This window comes from Streptomyces sp. NPDC017056 (assembly GCF_044332485.1).
Classification (GTDB): domain Bacteria; phylum Actinomycetota; class Actinomycetes; order Streptomycetales; family Streptomycetaceae; genus Streptomyces.
This window is the reverse complement of sequence record NZ_JBIRPD010000014.1, coordinates 44,636-61,924: the sequence shown is the minus strand read 5'-3', so window position 1 is coordinate 61,924 and position 17,289 is coordinate 44,636. Positions and strand designations below refer to the sequence as shown.

The 17,289-nt window shown below is 72.5% G+C and carries 15 protein-coding genes; 7 read left to right on the top strand and 8 right to left on the bottom strand.

What is annotated here, in order from left to right:
* Positions 1–4 precede the first annotated feature (4 nt).
* Both narI and ACH4OW_RS25195 read left to right on the top strand, forming a co-directional pair.
* On the top strand, positions 5–703 hold the full coding sequence (narI, locus tag ACH4OW_RS25200) for a respiratory nitrate reductase subunit gamma (RefSeq protein ID WP_398030127.1): 699 nt from the start codon (positions 5–7) through the stop codon (positions 701–703).
* A 103-nt stretch (positions 704–806) separates the two neighbouring features.
* Positions 807–2,243, top strand: coding sequence for an MFS transporter (locus ACH4OW_RS25195; RefSeq protein ID WP_398030126.1), 1,437 nt, complete (start codon positions 807–809; stop codon positions 2,241–2,243).
* Here ACH4OW_RS25195 and ACH4OW_RS25190 read toward each other — a convergent pair.
* On the bottom strand, positions 2,210–2,983 hold the full coding sequence (locus ACH4OW_RS25190) for a sirohydrochlorin chelatase (protein WP_398030125.1): 774 nt from the start codon (positions 2,981–2,983) through the stop codon (positions 2,210–2,212). The two genes, ACH4OW_RS25195 and ACH4OW_RS25190, sit on opposite strands and share 34 nt — an antisense overlap.
* 220 nt (positions 2,984–3,203) lie before the next feature.
* Here ACH4OW_RS25190 and nirB point away from each other — a divergent pair, with 220 nt between their 5' ends.
* From nirB to ACH4OW_RS25170, 4 genes are all read left to right on the top strand, one after another.
* The gene (nirB, locus tag ACH4OW_RS25185; protein ID WP_398030124.1) at positions 3,204–6,080 is read left to right on the top strand and encodes a nitrite reductase large subunit NirB; all 2,877 of its coding nucleotides are present in this window, start codon (positions 3,204–3,206) and stop codon (positions 6,078–6,080) included.
* Between the two features lie 153 nt (positions 6,081–6,233).
* Positions 6,234–6,662 carry a nuclear transport factor 2 family protein gene (locus ACH4OW_RS25180; protein WP_398030123.1) on the top strand — a complete coding sequence of 143 codons (429 nt, stop codon included), beginning with the start codon at positions 6,234–6,236 and terminating at the stop codon, positions 6,660–6,662.
* Between the two features lie 27 nt (positions 6,663–6,689).
* A complete protein-coding gene (locus tag ACH4OW_RS25175; RefSeq protein WP_398030122.1) occupies positions 6,690–7,073 on the top strand; it encodes a DUF4345 domain-containing protein in 384 nt (127 codons plus the stop codon).
* A 181-nt stretch (positions 7,074–7,254) separates the two neighbouring features.
* Entirely contained in the window at positions 7,255–8,460 is a 1,206-nt protein-coding gene (locus ACH4OW_RS25170; RefSeq protein WP_398030121.1) for a S1 family peptidase, read from the top strand.
* A 34-nt stretch (positions 8,461–8,494) separates the two neighbouring features.
* Here ACH4OW_RS25170 and ACH4OW_RS25165 read toward each other — a convergent pair whose 3' ends face one another.
* Entirely contained in the window at positions 8,495–9,352 is an 858-nt protein-coding gene (locus ACH4OW_RS25165; protein ID WP_360129154.1) for an NAD(P)H-binding protein, read from the bottom strand.
* Between the two features lie 18 nt (positions 9,353–9,370).
* Positions 9,371–9,826, bottom strand: coding sequence for a nuclear transport factor 2 family protein (locus tag ACH4OW_RS25160; RefSeq protein ID WP_398030120.1), 456 nt, complete (start codon positions 9,824–9,826; stop codon positions 9,371–9,373).
* A gap of 120 nt (positions 9,827–9,946) precedes the next feature.
* On the opposite strand from ACH4OW_RS25160, the gene ACH4OW_RS25155 reads away from it, so the two are divergent.
* A complete protein-coding gene (locus ACH4OW_RS25155; protein ID WP_398030119.1) occupies positions 9,947–10,528 on the top strand; it encodes a TetR/AcrR family transcriptional regulator in 582 nt (193 codons plus the stop codon).
* Positions 10,529–10,557: 29 nt separating this feature from the next.
* Here the strand turns inward: ACH4OW_RS25155 and ACH4OW_RS25150 are convergent, their stop codons facing one another.
* The 5 genes from ACH4OW_RS25150 to sbnB all read right to left on the bottom strand — a co-directional run bounded on the left by ACH4OW_RS25150 (position 10,558) and on the right by sbnB (position 17,282).
* A complete protein-coding gene (locus ACH4OW_RS25150; RefSeq protein WP_398030118.1) occupies positions 10,558–11,766 on the bottom strand; it encodes a M20 family metallopeptidase in 1,209 nt (402 codons plus the stop codon).
* Positions 11,767–11,915: 149 nt separating this feature from the next.
* Positions 11,916–13,184 (bottom strand): benzoate/H(+) symporter BenE family transporter, encoded by a 1,269-nt coding sequence (locus ACH4OW_RS25145; RefSeq protein WP_398030117.1) that lies wholly within the window; start codon positions 13,182–13,184, stop codon positions 11,916–11,918.
* Complete coding sequence (locus ACH4OW_RS25140; RefSeq protein ID WP_398030116.1) at positions 13,181–14,404, bottom strand: trans-sulfuration enzyme family protein; 1,224 nt, start codon at positions 14,402–14,404, stop codon at positions 13,181–13,183. The genes ACH4OW_RS25145 and ACH4OW_RS25140 overlap by 4 nt, the downstream gene beginning before the upstream one ends.
* Positions 14,404–16,287: an FAD/NAD(P)-binding protein gene (locus tag ACH4OW_RS25135; protein WP_398030115.1), complete on the bottom strand. Its 1,884-nt coding sequence runs from the start codon at positions 16,285–16,287 to the stop codon at positions 14,404–14,406. The genes ACH4OW_RS25140 and ACH4OW_RS25135 overlap by 1 nt, the downstream gene beginning before the upstream one ends.
* Positions 16,281–17,282, bottom strand: coding sequence for a 2,3-diaminopropionate biosynthesis protein SbnB (sbnB, locus tag ACH4OW_RS25130; protein WP_398030114.1), 1,002 nt, complete (start codon positions 17,280–17,282; stop codon positions 16,281–16,283). The genes ACH4OW_RS25135 and sbnB overlap by 7 nt, the downstream gene beginning before the upstream one ends.
* Positions 17,283–17,289 lie beyond the last annotated feature (7 nt).

Genomic DNA, 17,289 nt, shown 5'->3' with positions numbered 1-17,289 from the left:
CACCATGTCCATCCTCTTGTGGGGGATCTACCCGTACGCCGCGGTCGTCGTCCTGATCGGCGGACTCGTCCTGCGCGCCCGTTACGACCGCTTCGGCTGGACCTCCCATTCGAGCCAGCTGCACGAGTCGAAGCTGCTGCGCGTCGGCAGCCCCCTGTTCCACTTCGGCATGCTCTTCGTCGTCCTCGGCCACGTCGTCGGCCTGCTGATCCCGGAGAGCTGGACCGCGGCCGTCGGCGTCAGCGACCACGTCTACCACCTGACCGCCCTCGCCACCGGCTCCGTCGCGGGCGCCGCCACCCTCGCCGGCCTCGGCATCCTGGTCTACCGCCGCCTGCGGAACCCCGGCGTACGCCGTGCCACGCTGCCCACCGACCCCTTGCTGTACCCGGCTCTCGTCCTGGTCGTCGTCCTGGGGCTGACGGCGACCACGCTCAACGCGAGCGGCTACTTCGGCACCTACGACTACCGCATCGGTATCGCGGAGTGGTTCCGCTCGCTGTTCGCCCTCCAGCCGGAGCACGCGCTGATGGCCGCGGCCCCGCTCGCGCTCCGGATCCACGTCTTCTGCGCGTTCCTGCTGATCGCGGTGGTCCCCTTCACCCGCCTCGTGCACATCTTCAGCTTCCCGCTGCTGTACATCGCCCGCCCGTACGTCGTCTACCGGCGCAACGACCCCGCCGGACGGACGCCCGCCGGCTGACGGGCCCGTCCGCGGCCCGCGGCTGGGAGCAGCCGCGGTGAACGGCGCCCCGGTACGCCCGCCTTCCCCCTCCCCGGTCTTCCCAAGGAACAACACACCCGACATGAGCACCATCGAACAGTCCCCCCGCCCCCTTCCGCCCCACCCCGCGCCTCCCGACAGCTACCGGCCCGGTACGGCCATCACCACCTGGAACCCCGAGGACGCCGCCTTCTGGGAGCGCTCCGGCAAGCGCGTCGCAGCCCGCAACCTGTGGCTGTCGACCCCCACCCTGCTGCTGGCCTTCGTCGTCTGGCAGGTCTGGTCCGTCACGGTCACCGAGCTCAACGACGCGGGCTTCCACCTGTCCACCTCGCAGACGATGTGGCTCACCGCCATACCCGGCCTCACCGGTGGCACCGCCCGCGCGGCCTACACCTTCATGGGGCCGATCGTCGGCAACCGCAGGTTCACGGTCCTGTCCACCGTCGTCCTGGTCCTTCCGCTGACCTGGCTCGGCTTCGCGGTCAGGGACTCCTCGACGCCGTACTGGGAACTGTGCCTGATCGCCGCGGTGAGCGGAATCGCGGGCGGCAACTTCGCGTCCTCGATGGCCAACATCGGCTTCTTCTACCCCAAGGCGAAGAAGGGCTACGCCAACGGCATCAACGCCGGCCTGTCCAACCTGGGGGTCTGCGTCGTCCAGTTGCTGGTCCCGATCGTCACCACCTGGGGATTCCTCGCACCCGTCCTCGGCGGCGGGCAGACCGGACCGGACGGCACGACCATCTGGCTGCAGAACGCCGCCTTCATCTGGATTCCGCTGCTGCTGGCCATGAGCGCCCTGTGCTGGTTCGGCATGAACGACCTCAAGGTCTCCGCCACCCCGTTCGCCCGGCAGAAGATCATCTTCCGGCGGAAGCACAACTGGCTGATGACGCTGCTGTACGTCGGTACCTTCGGCTCCTTCATCGGCTTCGCCGCGGCGTTGCCCAACCTGATCAACAGCACCTGGACCCCGCTGGACCCGGGCCACACCGCCGCCGCGTACGCCTGGACCGGCCCGTTCATCGGCGCCGCCACCCGCCCCTTCGGCGGCTGGATATCCGACCGGCTCGGCGGCGCACGGGTCACCCTGCTGTCCTTCCTGGGCATGGGCACCTCGCTGGTACTCGTCATCACGGCGATGCCCGAAGACGGCGCGGGCGGCAACTGGTGGCAGTTCTACCTGGGGTTCCTGGCGGCGTTCCTCTTCGCGGGCCTGGGGTGCGGCTCGACCTTCCGGCAGATCCCCGTCATCTTCACCAACAAGCATCTGGCCGTCGCCGCGGGACGGGGCGAGGCCGCCCTCGAACGCGCCCGCCGGCAGGCCGCCGTCGAGTCCAGCGCCGTCACCGGTTTCAGCTCGGCCGTCGCCGCCTACGGATTCTTCCTCGTCCCCGCGATGTTCGCCCTGTTCTCGGTGACCGGCGCGCTGTGGGGCTTCATCGGCCTCTACGCGGTCTGCCTGGTCGTGTGCCACCACTTCTACGCCCGCAAGGGAGCGGAAGCACCCAGCTGAGCGGCAGCGGCCTCCCACTGGGCCTCGCCGAAACGGACGAGCACCAGACGTGCCATGGAGGCTTGCGCACCGAGAGGGCCGGCCGTGCACATGCAGCCCGTGCGGCCGGCCTCCTCGGCGAGGTGGTCGAAGAAGCGGCCGGGTGTCATCAGGAAGGGGAGGACCGCGATACGCGTACATCCCGCGCCACGCAGGCCCTGCACCGTACGGGCCAAAGACCGCTCTTCCCCGCGGCCCGCACCGGCGCACAGCAGGACCGGCCGTACCGGTACGGGGCTCCCCCGCACGCCGCGCAGCACGGAAGCCAGGCTCCGGGCGGCGGCGTAACAACTGTCGTTGCCACCGGGCCGGCGGGAGCCCGCAGCGGCCAGGATCACCGCGTCCGCCGGGAGACCGGCCCGCGACTCGGCCTCCTGGAGGCGGTGCATCAGCGCTTGGGTCAGCAGCGGGTGCGGAGCCAGCGGTTTCGCGGCACGGGCAGGCCCGAGCGACGCCGGGAGGCCATGGGTGAAGTGGAAGCCCGCTCCCAGCAACAGTGGCACCACGATCGCGGGCGCGCCGTGCAGGGCGGACACGGCCTCACCGACCCCGGGCCGCTGCACGTCGAAGAACGCGGTCTCCACCCGCAGCGCCGGACGCAGGGTTCGCACGCGTGCCAGCAGCCGGTCCGTCTCCGTTTGCGCCCGGGGTTCGCGACTGCCATGGGCGGCAGCAATCAGTACGGGGGAAAAGGGGGCCATGGGGTCATGGTGAGTTCTTTCCACCGCGCGGGAAAGGCGCTACGGGTCCCGGTCGAACAGGGGCGACAGGCCCTGGTCAAGGGGCCGTTCGGCGCAGAGGGCGGGGGAGGTGCGGGCATACCCTGAAAGCGCTGAGGACCGGGCAAGCGCGGGCCCCGGACCCAGTCATCGCATACGTGAACAGCGTCCCGTCGCCACAGCAAGATGGCAGGAGTGCAACATGCTGTCGTCCACCGACCGGCCCACTCTCGTTCTCGTCGGTCACGGCATGGTCGGCCAGCGGCTGCTGGAAGAACTGGCCGCACGTGACGCGCTCGCCGGCCCGGACGGTACGGACGGCCCGGGCACCGCCGACGGCGTGCCCGAAGGCTGGCGGTGGTGTGTCGTGGTTCTCGCCGAGGAGGAGCGCCGCGCCTACGACCGGGTGCACCTGTCGTCCCTCTTCACCGGGACCACGCCCGAGGAACTGAGCCTCGCCGCACCGGACTTCCTCGAACGCCACGACATCACGCTGCGCCTGGGCGACCCTGTCACCGCCCTCGACACCACCGCCCGCACGGTGACCACGCGCACGGGTGCGACCTGGCACTACGACGCGCTGGTGCTGGCCACCGGTTCGTACGCCTTCGTCCCGCCCGTCCCCGGCCGGGACGCGCCCGGCTGTTTCGTCTACCGCACCGTCGAGGACGTCCGCGCCATCCAGGAAGCGGCCCGCGGCGCCCGTACCGCGGCGGTCATCGGCGGCGGGCTGCTGGGCCTGGAGGCGGTCGGCGCCCTGCGCTCACTCGGCCTGGACACCGGCGTGGTGGAGGCCGCGCCCCGGCTGATGCCCGCCCAGGTGGACGCGGGCGGAGCCGACGCCCTGGCACACACCATCGAGGCCATGGGCGTCCGCGTGTACACGGACACGGTGGTCACCGAGGTGCGGACCGGTACGGACGGACAGGTGCGCGGCCTGTCGCTCTCGGACGGCAGGAGCGTCCCGGCCGACGTCGTCGTCTTCTCCGTCGGCGTACGGCCCCGCGACGAACTCGCCAGGACGGCCGGCCTCGACGTCGCCGACCGCGGCGGCATCGTGATCGACGCCGGATGCCGTACCTCGGTGCCGGGGATCTATGCACTGGGCGAATGCGCCCGCGCCGCCGACGGCGAGGTCTACGGTCTGGTCGCGCCCGGCTACCGGATGGCGGAAGCCCTGGCCGACACTCTGACCGGCGGCGACGGCAGCTTCACCGGCGCGGACACCTCCACCAAGCTCAAGCTGCTGGGCGCGGACGTCGCCTCCTTCGGCGACCCCTTCGCCCCGGACGCCAGGGACTCCGTCATCTGGGCGGACTCCGGCTCCGGCGTCTACAAGAAGCTGGTGCTCGGCCCGGACGGCAGGCTGGTGGGCGGCATCCTCGTCGGGGACGCGGACGTCTACGGCACCCTGCGCCCCCTCGTGGGCACCCCGCTGCCCGGCCCGGCCGCCTCCTTCCTGCTGCCCGGCGAAGGCACCGGCCCGGCGGACACCACCGCGGTGCTCCCCGACGACGCGGTGATCTGCTCGTGCAACGGCGTCACCAAGGGCGCCCTGCGCGACGCCGTCCGTTCCGGCGCCCACGACCTGGCCGCGGTCAAGAAGTGCACCGGCGCCGCGACCCGGTGCGGCGGCTGCTTGGGCGCCGTCACCTCGGTCGTGGAGGCGCAACTGGCGGCCGACGGAATCGAGACGGGCACGGGCGGCCTGTGCCCCGATTTCACCCAGACCCGCCGGGAGCTGTACGAGATCGTCCGGGTGACCGGCATCAGCAGCTTCACCCGCCTGGCCCGGGAGTACGGCGTTCCCGGCCCCGACGGAACGCCGCCGCACGGCTGCGCGGTCTGCCGCCCCACCGTGGCGTCCCTCCTGGCCACCCTCGGGCCGGAACTCGGCCTCCACCACATCCTGGACGGCGAGCAGGCCGCCCTCCAGGACACCAACGACCTGTTCCTCGCCAACCTCCAGAAGGACGGCACCTACTCCGTGGTGCCCCGTCTGCCGGCCGGTGAGATCAGCCCGGAACACCTCGTCCTCCTCGGCGAGATCGCCCGCGACTTCGGCCTCTACGCCAAGCTCACCGGCGGGCAGCGCATCGACCTGTTCGGCGCCACCGTGGACCAGCTCCCGGTCATCTGGCGCAGGCTCGCCGACGCCGGCCTCGAATCGGGCCACGCCTACGGCAAGTCCCTGCGCACCGCCAAGTCCTGCGCCGGCTCCCGCTGGTGCCGCTTCGGGCAGCGCGATTCCATCGGCATGGCCGTGGAGCTGGAACTGCGCTACCGGGGACTGCGCTCGCCGCACAAGCTGAAGCTGGCGGCGTCCGGCTGCGTCCGCGAGTGCGCCGAGGCCCGGAGCAAGGACGTCGGCGTCATCGCCACCGCCAAGGGATGGAACCTCTACGTCGGCGGCAACGGCGGCAGCAAACCCCGGCACGCGGACCTGCTCGCCCAGGACCTGGACGACCGGGAGCTGATCCGGGTCGTCGACCGCTTCCTGATGTTCTACATCCGTACCGCCGACCGGCTGGAACGCACCGCGGCCTGGCTGGAACGGATCGACGGGGGAATCGGCCACGTCCGGGACGTGGTCCTGCACGACTGCCTGGGCCTGTCGGACGAACTGGAATCCCAGATGCAGCGGCATGTGGACGCCTACCGCGACGAGTGGCGGGCCGTGCTGGAGGACCCGGCGAAGCTGCGGCGCTTCACCAGCTCGCTCCCCGCTCCCGAGGGCCCGGCCGCTCCCGGGCACGTCCAGGTCCGCACCCGAGCGGGGGAGTGGACCTCGGTCTGCCTTCTGGAGGACCTGGAGCCGGGGCGTGGCGTACCGGTCCGCGTCGGGGAGGAGAAGGAAGCCGTCGCGCTCTTCCGCTCACCGGACGGCGAGATCTTCGCCGTCTGCGACACCGATCCCGCCTCCCACGCCGATGTCATCTCCCGCGGGATCTACGGGGCGGTCGACGGAATCCCGGTGGTGACCTCGCCCATGTACAAGCAGCGGTTCGACCTGCGGACCGGTGCCTGCCTGGACGACGAGAGCCGGCACCTTACCGTGCACGCGGTCCGGCTGCTGTGAAGAGCGAACTCCGGGCGGTCCGGGCGAAGCCGGCCCGCCCGGACCGCGAAGCGGCTAATCAAGTTTGACTAGACCGCTCCCGTGCCGTACTTTCTCCGCTGTGCAGTCACCTGTGACGACTGCGCCCGTACGCGGATGTGAGGAGCTGTGCGCGTGACCTTCCTGCCCGACACCGGATACGTACCGACCGACGAGGACCGTGCGAGCCTGGACGCCTGGTTCGCCGAGTACGACGCGCAGAGCGCGAAGCGCGACGTCGAGCGCATGGCCGACATGGCGGTGTTCCCCCTCAACCTGGTGAGCGACGACTCGGCGGGCAACGGCCGTTCGGCACAGTGGGACCGCGAACAGTTCGTCGCCACGATGACGCACGTGATGGGCGAGGGAAGCGAGGACATCACCTTCGAGTCCACCCGTACGCCGGTCTTCCTCTCGCCCTCCATGGCCGTCGTCTTCACGGACTCGGCCATGACGACGGACGGTCGGACCCAGCAGCTCCGGTACGCCGACATCCTGGTGCGCCGTAGCGGCAAATGGGCGTTCCAGGCCATGATTCAGGGGGGCTGGGGCGACAACCTGTAGGGCCGGCGGCGTGAAGGGGTGGCGGGCATGGCCGGGCTTCTCAAGTGGCTCGTACTGACCATGGGGGGCGTCTGCGCGGCGATCGGCATCGTCCACCTGGCCCTCGGTATCGATTCGGTGCCGGGGGAGGGCGCGGCCGGCGCCACCGTCGACAGCCGGGAGCGGTTCTACGGGGCGATTTTCCTCGGGTACGGCCTCGCCTGGATCCGGGCCGCCCGGCAGTCGCCGATCCCCGCGACGGCGGTGCGGTGGCTGGCCTTCGTTCTCCTGCTCGGCGGGATCGGGCGGCTGCTTGTCCATGGCCGTCCACGGCCGGCCGCACTGGTTCCAGGTCGCCCTGACGGTCACCGAATTCGTGCTGCCGCCAGTGTTCTTCTGGCTCTCGGGCGCCGCAGAAAAGGAGCAGTGTAGGGGGCTGTGACGGCGGAAGGGGGATATCCGGCGCATCGTGAGGAGCTCTGAGTCGGCACCGCTGTGCCGTCCGTAGAACTGGGTGCCCACCGTGCACGGAAGCCGACTGTGTCACCACGGCACCCCTCCCGTGCGCTCCCCAGTGGCCCAGTTGGAGGTCAGTGAAGTGAGCCACCGATACGTGAGCAAGAGTCACCGTCATGTGAACAAGCGGACCGGCGCCCTCGTGGCCGGGGCGGCGGCAGCCCTCGTGGCGGCGGCGGTCGTGCTCCCGCATGCCAACGCGAGCGCGGAGCGGTCGCGGCCCCCGCGTACCTTCTCCTCCGAGTCGGCCGCGCGGGTCGCGGCGAGCTTGAAGGCGGACCTCGGGGCCGACCGGACGGCGGGCTGGTACATGGACACCGCGACACGGCAGCTCGTCATGAACGTCCTGTCGGCGGACGATGCGAAACGGGTGGAGGCCGAAGGAGCCGTCGCGAAGGTGGTACGCAACAGCGCGAGCGAACTGGACGCGGCCACGCGGGCGTTGAGTGCCCACGCGGCCATACCCGGCACCGCCTGGTCGGTCGACCCGAGGACGAACCAGGTCGCCGTCCTCGCCGACCGCACGGTCACCGGCGCGAAACTGGCGGCTCTCACCACGGCCGTCGAGAAGCTGGGCGGCGGCATGGCGAGCGTCAAGCGGTCGCCGGGGGAGTTCCGGCGCTACGACGGGGGAGGCGGCCAGGGGCAGGGCGGGGGTGGGGGCACGGCCGCTTCGCCGCTCGGGGGCAGTGCCATATTCGGCGGGAACGCCCGCTGTTCGCTGGGGTTCAACGTCACGGTCCAGGGCGCCCCTGCCTTCCTCACGGCCGGGCACTGCGGCAAGGGCTCCGCGACCTGGTCGGCCGACCAGGAGGGTGGCCGGCCGCTGGGGACGGTGGCCGACGCCCGGTTCCCCGGGAGCGACTTCGCCCTGGTGGCGTACGGCGATCCAGGGGCCAGGCCGGAGAGCGCGGTCGACCTCCAGGACGGCAGCACCCAGCAGATCACGCGTGCAGCGGAGGCCGCCGTGGGGATGCGGGTGCAGCGGTCGGGCAGCACCACGGGATTGTCGGACGGGACCGTCACCGGCCTGAACGCCACGGTCAACTACGGCAACGGCGACATCGTCAACGGGCTGATACAGACGGACGTGTGCGCGGAGCCGGGCGACAGCGGCGGCTCGATGTTCTCCGGTGACGCGGCCGTGGGGCTGACCTCCGGCGGCAGCGGCGACTGCACGCAGGGTGGCGAGACCTTCTTCCAGCCGGTCACCAAGGCGTTGGAGGCGACGGGCGCGCAGATCGGGGCCGGGGCCGGGGCCGGGACCGGCGGTGCCGAGGGAGGCGGGGGCGGCGAGGCGTAGTCGCGGCTGTCCGTTGCGGCTGCCGTCCCGTTTCTCACCGCAGCTGCTGCCGGGCGTGCTCGCGGAAGCCGCGGGGCGGGCGTCCGGTCACCCGCTCGACCGTGTCGGTGACGCGGTCTTCCGCGCCCTCGGCGACGGAGCGGTCCAAGCCGGCCAGCAGCGCGGCGAAATCGGCGGGGAGGCCGGTGGCCAGGCGGTCGCGCAGCTGCTCGTAGGTGAGCTGCCGGTGGCGCACGGCCCGGCCCGTGACCTGGGTGACGATGGCCGCGACCGCGTCGTAACCCAGCGCTTCGGGCCCGGTGAGCACCAGGTCGGTGTTGGGCGCGGCCGCGTCGGTGAGGGCGTGCACGGCGACCGCCGCGATGTCGTCGGCGTCGACGAACCCGACGCGGCCCGCGCCGGTGGCGGTCGCGATGACACCGTCGTCGCGGATGCTTCGGGCGTGGACGTGGTCGCCGGTGAAGTTCTGCATGAACCACGACGGCCGCAGCACGGCCCACTCGTCGAACATCTCGGGGAGTACGTCGTGGACGCGGCCGACGGCGGGGCCTCCTCTGGGGATGGCCGAGGAGCTGAGGAGTACCGCCCGCCGCACGCCCGCCGCGCGGGCCTGGCCGAGGAACGGCAGCATGACGGCGGCCGGGTCCGGGTCGCCGACGGGCGGTACGAGGTAGACGCGGTCGGCGCCGTGCAGGGCTTCGGCGTAGGTGGCCGGGTCATACCAGTCGAACCGGACGGCCCGGGCGCCGTCCCGCGGGTCCGCGCGGCGGCTCGCCGCGCGTATGCCGCAGCCGAGCGCGGCCAGCCGGGGCAGGATGCGGCTGCCGGTGGTGCCGGTCGCCCCGGTGACCAGAACGGTGGGGCGCGGGCCGGGTGGTGGTGAGTTCGTCATGGGTGGGTCCGGTGCTCCTTACGATGCGGTGGGAGACGTCTTCGCCGCGCTCATGGACGCGGGGACGGCGAGCGGGTTCCAGTAGTCGCGGTAGCGGGTGATGCGGCCCTGCTCGGCCGTCATGACGACGACGTAGGACATGTCGTAGGGCTCGCCGGTGGCCACCAAGCGGCCGGTGGCGCGCATTTCGGCGATGACGGTGTCCGGGGCGTCGGTCAGGTGGACCTTGAGGTGCGGGATGTCGCGGAGGTCGATGTGCTCCGTGTAGTCGCTCACGTATGCGGCGAGCGCCGGCCTGCCTTCCAGCTTCGTCGGGTAGCCGTCCGGCGCGAAGGGCAGCTCGACGAGTACGTCCTCGGCGCACAGGGCCACCCAGCCGTCCATGTCCTTGTCCAGCAGCAGGCGCGTGGCGTGGCGGAACAGGTCGGCGGGGGCGAGGGGGCCGGATGTGCGGTCGGTTGCGATATCGGGCATGGGAGGGCCCTCCTCTATGATGTGAACAGATGCGGACCGTGAGTCCGGTTCGATGTGACCATAATATATGGACCGACGGTCCGCTTTGTAAAGGGTGGCGCAGTGACCGAGGGAGGCGCCGTGGGCGCACGCAAGGAGCGCGCGGACGCCGCGCGCAACCGGGAAGCCGTACTCGCCGCGGCCGACGACCTCTTCGCCCGCAGCGAGAGCCCCCGCAGCGTCTCCATGGAGGACGTCGCGGCGGCGGCCGGTGTCGGCAAGGGCACCCTCTTCCGCCGGTTCGGCGACCGCACCGGCCTGATCCGCGCCCTCGTCGAAGCGCGGATCGAGCCGCTGCGCGCGGCCGTGGAAAGCGGTCCGGCGCCGCTCGGGCCCGCGACCCCGCCGCGCGAGCGCGTGCCGGCCCTGCTCGACGCCGTCCTCGGCTTCAAGCTGGCCAACCGTCACCTCTCCCTCGCCCTGGAGGAGGCCGGCAGCGGCAGTCCGTACGAGGCCGGGCACTACCTGTGGTGGCACGCGACGCTCCGGCAGACGCTGGAGCGGATTCCCGGCCTCGGCGACAGCGGCTTCACCGCGCACGCCCTGCTGGCCGCCACCCGCGCCGACCTCGTGGAGCATCTGGCCGGCGAGGAAGGCATGACCGGCGAACAGCTGAGGGCGCACGTCGCCGCGCTCGCCGCCAAGGTGCTGGGCTCGCCGTAGCGGTGCCCCGGCCCCGGCTCCGGCCGGGCCTACGGCCTGAGGCAGGCCAGGGCCACCGCCGTGTGCACGGCGGCGCCCACGGCCAGGGCCTGTTCGTCGTAGACGACCCGGCTGGAGTGGTTGTCGGGCACTTGGCCCGCGGTGTGTCCTGGCGGGCAGGCGCCGAGGAACGCCATCGCCCCGGGCACGCGCTGCAGGACGAACGCGAAGTCCTCGGCGCCCATGATCGGGTGCGGCAGCAGCCGCACCCGGTCGGGCCCGAGCAGCCCGGCGGCCGCGCTCGTGACCAGCTGGGTGAAGTCCGGGTCGTTGACCACGACCGGTGTGATGTCCGGCAGGTCCACGTCGGCGGTCAGGCCGTGCGCCGCCGCCACGCCGTCGGCGACCCGGGCGACGCCCTCGCGGACCGCCTTGCGGCTGGCGTCGGAGAGGGTGCGGAACGTGCCGGTGATCTCCGCCGTGTCGGGAATGATGTTGGATGCCGTACCGGCCGTGACGCGGGTGACCGTGAGCACGGCCGGCTCGAAGACGTTGACCGTACGGGTCACCATCGTCTGCAGCGCCTGGACGATCTCGCAGGCCACCGGTACGGGATCCAGGCCCCGGTGCGGGGCGGCGGCGTGCGCGCCGCGGCCGCGGACGGTGATGTACAGCATGTCGGCGGCGGCGGACTGCGGGCCCGGCCGGAGGTGGACGGTGCCCGAGTCGTGCCGGGTGGTGATGTGCAGGGCGAACGCGGCGTCCACCGGCCCGCCTTCCGGGGTGTCCAGCACCCCCTCCTCGATCATGGGCTGGGCGCCCTCGCAGATCTCCTCGGCCGGCTGGAACATGAACACCACCCGGCCCGCCAGCCGGTCCCGCCGGTCGGCGAGCAGCCGGGCCGCGCCGAGCAGCATCGCGGTGTGCGTGTCGTGCCCGCAGGCGTGCATGACGCCCGGTGTGCGGGAGGCGAAGCCGAGCCCGGTCTCCTCGGTCTGCGGAAGGGCGTCCATGTCGGCGCGCAGCAGGAGGGTCCGGCCGGGTTTCGCGCCGCTCAGGGTGGCGGTGACGGAGGTGAGCCGGTCACCCGTTTCCACGGTCAGGCCGAGGCCGAAGAGTTCGCGCAGCACCTTCTGCTGGGTGCGGGGCAGCGCGGTGCCCAGTTCCGGCGCGCGGTGGATCTCGCGGCGTACCGCCGTGATGTGCGGCAGAAGCCGCCGGGCGTCGTCGAGGAGCGTGCGGTCGCTGTCGTCTCCCATGAGCCCCATGATGAGATCGCGCCGCCCGTGTGGCCAGGGCGCCTTGCCGTGCCCGGCCGGCGGGCGCGGGGCCGCCGGTGGCGTGCGCATGCCGTACGGACGGCACCCGCACGCCGTTCGTACGGCACCCCCGCACGCCGCCACGCGGATCAGGCCGCTGCCGCCCGCCCGCCGCGCAGGCGGGTCAGCACGAGGTGGGCCGTGACGCCGAACACCAGCCCCCAGAACGCCGATCCGATGCCCGCGATCGTCACCCCGGACGCGGTGGCGAGGAAGGTGATCAGGGCCGCCTCGCGGTCCTTCTCCTCCTTGACCGCGCCGGTCAGGCCCCCGGCCAGCGCGCCGAACAGCGCGACACCGGCCACCGCGGCCACCAGCTCCTTGGGGAGCCCGGCGAACAGCACGACGAGGGTCGAGCCGAAGGCACCGATCAGGAGGTAGAAGACGCCGCAGGAGACGCCGGCCACGTACCGGCGGCGCGGGTCGCGGTGCGCTTCGGGGCCGGTGCAGATCGCCGCGGTGATCGCGGCGAGGTTGATCGCGTGCGAACCGAACGGCGCCAGTGCCGTGGAGACCAGCCCGGTCGAGCCGATGAGCAGCCGGTCCTTGGGTTCGTAGCCGGACGCACTGAGCACGGCCATGCCGGGCGCGTTCTGCGACGCGAGGGTGGCCAGGATCATCGGTACGGCGATGCCGATCAGCGAGCCGGCCGAGAACGCCGGGGTGGTGAGTACCGGCTTCGCCAGCTCGACGTGGTCGATGTGGATGTCCAGCCGCGAGGTGACCGCGCTGAGCACCACGCCGGCGGCCAGCGCCAGCAGCACCGCGTACCGCGCGATCCAGCGCTTGCCCAGCAGGTACGCCACCAGGACCGCGCCGGCGATCCACGGCGCGGTCTTCAGCGACGTGAACACCCCGGTCCCGAAGGAGAAGAGGATGCCTGCGAGCATCGCCGACACCACGGCCGTCGGCACCTGCCGCATCAGCCGCCCGAACACGCCGGTCAGCCCGACGAGCGTGATGACGGCCCCGGTGACGACGAAAGCACCGATGGCCTCCGCGTACGAGTAAGCGCCCAGGCTGGTGACGAGGAGCGCCGCACCCGGCGTGGAGAACGCCGTGATGACCGGCATGCGGGTGCGCAGGCTGAGCGCGATGCACGTGAGGCCGCTGCCGATGGATATCGCCCACACCCAGGAGCTGGTCTGGGCCCGGTCCAGGTGCCCCGCGTTCGCCGCCGCGAGCACGATGACGAGCGGTCCGGAGTACGAGACGACCACGGCCACGAACCCGGCGAGCACGGCCGACAGCGAGGCGTCGCGCAGCAGCCCCGGCCGTGCCGCCGGCGGGCCGTCCGGCGGGTCCGGCGGGGGAGTGGTGCCGGGCGGCTGGATGTCGCGGGTGGTGTCCGAACTCAACGCTCTTCCTTTGCGGCGCGTTCCAGTGCCTGTTCCAGGTCGGCCACGAGGTCGGCCGGGTCCTCAAGGCCGATGGACAGGCGGATCATGTCTTTCGGGGACGTGCTGTCCGGCCCCTCGAAGGTGTACCGGTGTTCGACCAGACTTTCCACCCCGCCCAAGGACGTCGCCCGGATGAAGAGTTCGCAGTTCTCCGCCGTCCGCAGGGACCGCTGCCAGTCCCCGGCGACGTGCAGGGACAGCATGCCGCTGAAGCCGCCGCGCATCTGGCGGGCCGCGGCCTGGTGACCGGGGTCGGTGGGCAGGCCCGGGTACGCGACCCGGCTGACGAGCGGGTGGTCGGCGAAGTGCTCGGCCAGCGCCTGCGCCGTGGCCGATATCTGCCGCATGCGCGGGAAGAGCGTACGGATGCCGCGCATCAGCAGGTAGGTCTCCAGCGGGCCGAGGATCGGTCCGGTGAGCCTGCGGTGCAGCCGCAGCCGCTCCCACAGCTCCTCGCGCGTCTCGGCCGCCGCGCCGTCCCCGCCCTCGGACCGCGGCGCGAGGGCGAGGAAGCCGGCCACCACGTCCGTGTGGCCGTTGAGGTACTTGGTGCCCGAATGCATGATCAGGTCGGCGCCCAGCTCGAAGGGCCGGGTGTGCACCGGCGTCGGCACGGTGTTGTCCACCGCGAACAGCGCACCGGCCCGGCGCGCGATCCCGGCGCAGGCCGCGAGGTCCGTCACCAGCCAGGTCGGGTTGGCGGGGGACTCCGCCCACAGCAGCGCGGTCGGCGCCGCCGTCACCGCGGCCGCCACCGCGTCGAGGTCGTCCATCGGCACGCTGACGACGTCGAGGCCGCGCGGCCCGCCGAACTCGGCCAGCCACTTGGTGAGTCCGAAGTACATCGTCCGCGGCACCACGACCCGGGCGCCGGCGGGCAGTACCTGGAAGACCGCCGTCGCGGCCGCCATCCCGGAGGAGAAGACCAGGGCGTCCCGGCCGCCTTCGAGGCCCGCGAGGACCTGTTCGACCTGCTCGTAGCCTGGCGTGCCCTGATCGCGCAGATAGGCCAGCCCGGCGGGCGAGCGGTACTGCCCGTCGCGCGCGAACGTGGCGCCCAGCTCGATGGGCGGCGGTACCGACCCGGTGGCCGGCGAGCGCCAGCCGTCGCCCTGGGCGGCGCGGGTCGCCGGGCGGTACTCCTGCCGCCAGGGGGTGAAGGTGTCGCGGACGTTCATCAAGTCCTCGCAGTCAGCTGGTCGAGCGCGGTACGCAGGGCGAGTTCGGCGTCCATCAGCGCGCGCGAAGGCGCGCCGGGAGACGGTATGTAGTGGTTGTAGTAGCTGGAGCCCTCGGTGTGCGGCCCGAGGAAGAACAGCCGCGGCTGCACCGTTCCCGCAGGGTCGATGCCGCGACCGTCGCGGGCGACGTGCAGGCCCGTGGCGCTGCCGCCCCGGCGGGCGAGCGTGGCGACGCGGCCCGCCGCGACGAGCGTGCCGAGCAGGGAGCCGGGCAGCTGGTCGGCGGGTGGCTCGGTGACGTGCGCCGCCACCACGTGGTCGACCTCGACGGTCTCGGGCCGGGCCAGGCACGTCGATTCGAGCCGCCACGACGCGGCGCCGCCGGACGGCGCGAGGACCTTGGCCCGCGGCCCGGGCCCCAGCCGCAGCACGCCCGCGTCGAGCAGTGAGAGCAGTTCGGCGGAGCGGTCCAGCTGCGGCCCGATGACCAGCCGGTTGACGGTGGCGGTGAACTGGCCGAAGAACCGGTCCAGCGACGCGTCGTCGAGCCCCGGCGGGTCGACGACCGCCCGCAGCACGTCCCGGTGGTCGCGCGGCACCTCAAGGGCTTCCTTGACGGGGCTGCGGCCCAGCCCCGCACGGGCCTCGGCCAGGTCCTCCGCGACCTCGGCCGCGAACCACCGCGCGTACTCCTCCCGACCCTCCCACTGGAACTCCGTGGCCCGCGCGTCGAGCACGCCCCGCAGCGGGTACGGCCCGTAGTGCTCGCGGCACTCGTCCAGCAGGGACCGCCAGCCGACGCGCCCGGCGCGCCGGGCGAACGTGGCGCCCGCGGTGGCGAAGTCGTCCAGCTTGTTGCCCAGCACCGTCCGGTAGTAGGCGAGTTGCATCTCCGCCTCGACGAGCGGCAGCACGTCGGAGGAGAAGTCCAGCCGCCCGCCGGCGCGCGTGGCGCGCAGTTCGCCGAGCGCTTCCACGGTCAGCGCGAGGGGCGCGAAACGCAGCCGGCCGGGGTTCAGGTACGGGCGGCTGCGGGACGGCAGGCCCGTACGGTTGGTCAGGACGATGCGCGGTTCGCGGCCGCTGGGCACGTACCGCAGCCCGCCGCCCCGCTCCCCGGACCCGCCGGCCTTCTCGTGCCGGCCGCCGCGCCCCAGGGTCAGTGATGCGATGACGTCCATCGCGGTAAGGCCCGTGCCCAGGACGGCCACCCGCTCGCCCGGCGCGATGCCGTCGAGCACGGTGGGCAGCGGGTACGGCCGGGTCACCGGCCGCGGTTCCGCCATCGCCCGCTCGGGGCGGTAGAGGGAGTGGTGCCCGACGGTGACGAAGACCGCGTCGGCGTCGAAGGCGGTGCCGTCCGCGAGGACGACGGTCTCGCGGTCCGCGGGGCCCGGCCGTACGTCGAGGGCCGCGGACCGGTGCCACACCAGCCGCATGCACTCCGGGGCCGCGGCGCGGATCCGGTCGGCGGCCCAGGCGAGGTATGCGTGCAGCAGCCGCCGGGGCAGGTAGTCGTTCGGCTCGATCTCCCGGCCCCGGCCCGCTCGTACGGTGTATCCGTCGTCCCCGATACGGAGGCCCCGCGCATGGCACCACTCGTGGAGGCTGGGCCCCTTCGTCAGCGTCGGGCCGTCCACCATCCGCTCGTCGGCGAACGCCGTGACCTGCGTGCAGACCGTGTTCAGCAGCAGGTGGTCGGGCTGGTCGGCGACGTGGAACCCCGGGCCGGGCGGCCGCGGGTCGACGAGGTGGACGGTGACGGGTAACGGCCGCGCCGCACAGTGGCTGACGAGGCGCTCCAGGACGCCCAGCCCGCGCGGGCCGACGCCGACGACGGCGACGACGGGCGGGCGGTCCGTGTGCTCGGGGATCACCACCGGCGCGTCTCCCCGAAGAAGTTGGGGACGCTGACGGCGGTGCCCGCCTCGCGCGCCTTCCGCAGGGCGAAGGCGCCCACGGCCAGGTCCAGGACACCGAGGCCGAACGGCGAGAAGACCACCGGCCGGTCCGCGGTGAGCTTCACCCCTCCGTTGAGCACGCCGGCCAGCGTCCCGGACACGAAGTCGCGGTTCCCAGTGAGCTGTTCGGCCAGGTGGGGCGAGGTGTTGGCCTTCATGCAGTGCTCGACGTCGTCGAGGACGTTCTGCGCGCCCAGCACCACTTCGGGCGCCAGGTCGCGCAGCGAGACGTTCAGCACGACCTGGCCGGCGGCGAACGGCCGGTGCACGTACGGCTCCAGCGCGGTCGTCGCGAACACCACGGTCTCCGCCTCCAGCGCGGCACCCAGGTCGGACGTGACCGAAGCGGGCCGTTCCTGGGTGGCGCGCACATGCTCGGCGAGCGCATGCGCCGAGGGTTCGTGCAGGTCGTGGACCACGTACGCGTCGGGTGCGCAGCCGGCGGCGTGCAGGTAGTCGCAGATGTTCCGGGCGATGACGCCGCCGCCCACGACCGCGACGCGGGTACCGGTGCAGCCGTCGGGGCGCAGCGCCTTCGCCGCGACGGCGGCGGAGGCCGCGGTTCTGGCGGCGCTGATGTTCGCGGCCTCCAGGAGGGCGATCGGATAGCCGGTCTCGTAGTCGTTGAGGACCAGTACGGCCGAGGCGCGCGGTATGCCGCTCTCCGTGTTGCGGGGAAAGCTGGATATCCACTTAATGCCGGCCAGCCCGGCCTCCGCGCCGAGAAACGCGGGCAGCGCGATGATGCGGGAATCCGGCTTCTCGGGAAAGCGCAGGAAGTAGCTGTCCGGGTTGATCGTCTCTCCGGATTCGTGGCTGCGGTAGGTCCGCGCGACGATATCCAGGACGTCGCCGCGACTGCTTCGCAGGATGTTCAGTACGGAGTCGCCTGGCACCACGTCGAAATTGAACATGCCGAAT

Excerpts from the sequence above, each read along its gene's own strand:
- ACH4OW_RS25195 (WP_398030126.1), top strand. The coding sequence starts at position 807 with ATGAGCACCATCGAACAGTCCCCCCGCCCCCTTCCGCCCCACCCCGCG.
- ACH4OW_RS25190 (WP_398030125.1), bottom strand. The coding sequence starts at position 2,983 with ATGGCCCCCTTTTCCCCCGTACTGATTGCTGCCGCCCATGGCAGTCGC.
- narI (WP_398030127.1), top strand. The coding sequence starts at position 5 with ATGTCCATCCTCTTGTGGGGGATCTACCCGTACGCCGCGGTCGTCGTC.
- ACH4OW_RS25165 (WP_360129154.1), bottom strand. The coding sequence starts at position 9,352 with ATGACGAACTCACCACCACCCGGCCCGCGCCCCACCGTTCTGGTCACC.
- ACH4OW_RS25175 (WP_398030122.1), top strand. The coding sequence starts at position 6,690 with ATGGCCGGGCTTCTCAAGTGGCTCGTACTGACCATGGGGGGCGTCTGC.
- nirB (WP_398030124.1), top strand. The coding sequence starts at position 3,204 with ATGCTGTCGTCCACCGACCGGCCCACTCTCGTTCTCGTCGGTCACGGC.
- ACH4OW_RS25150 (WP_398030118.1), bottom strand. The coding sequence starts at position 11,766 with ATGGGAGACGACAGCGACCGCACGCTCCTCGACGACGCCCGGCGGCTT.
- ACH4OW_RS25140 (WP_398030116.1), bottom strand. The coding sequence starts at position 14,404 with ATGAACGTCCGCGACACCTTCACCCCCTGGCGGCAGGAGTACCGCCCG.
- ACH4OW_RS25160 (WP_398030120.1), bottom strand. The coding sequence starts at position 9,826 with ATGCCCGATATCGCAACCGACCGCACATCCGGCCCCCTCGCCCCCGCC.
- sbnB (WP_398030114.1), bottom strand. The coding sequence starts at position 17,282 with ATGTTCAATTTCGACGTGGTGCCAGGCGACTCCGTACTGAACATCCTG.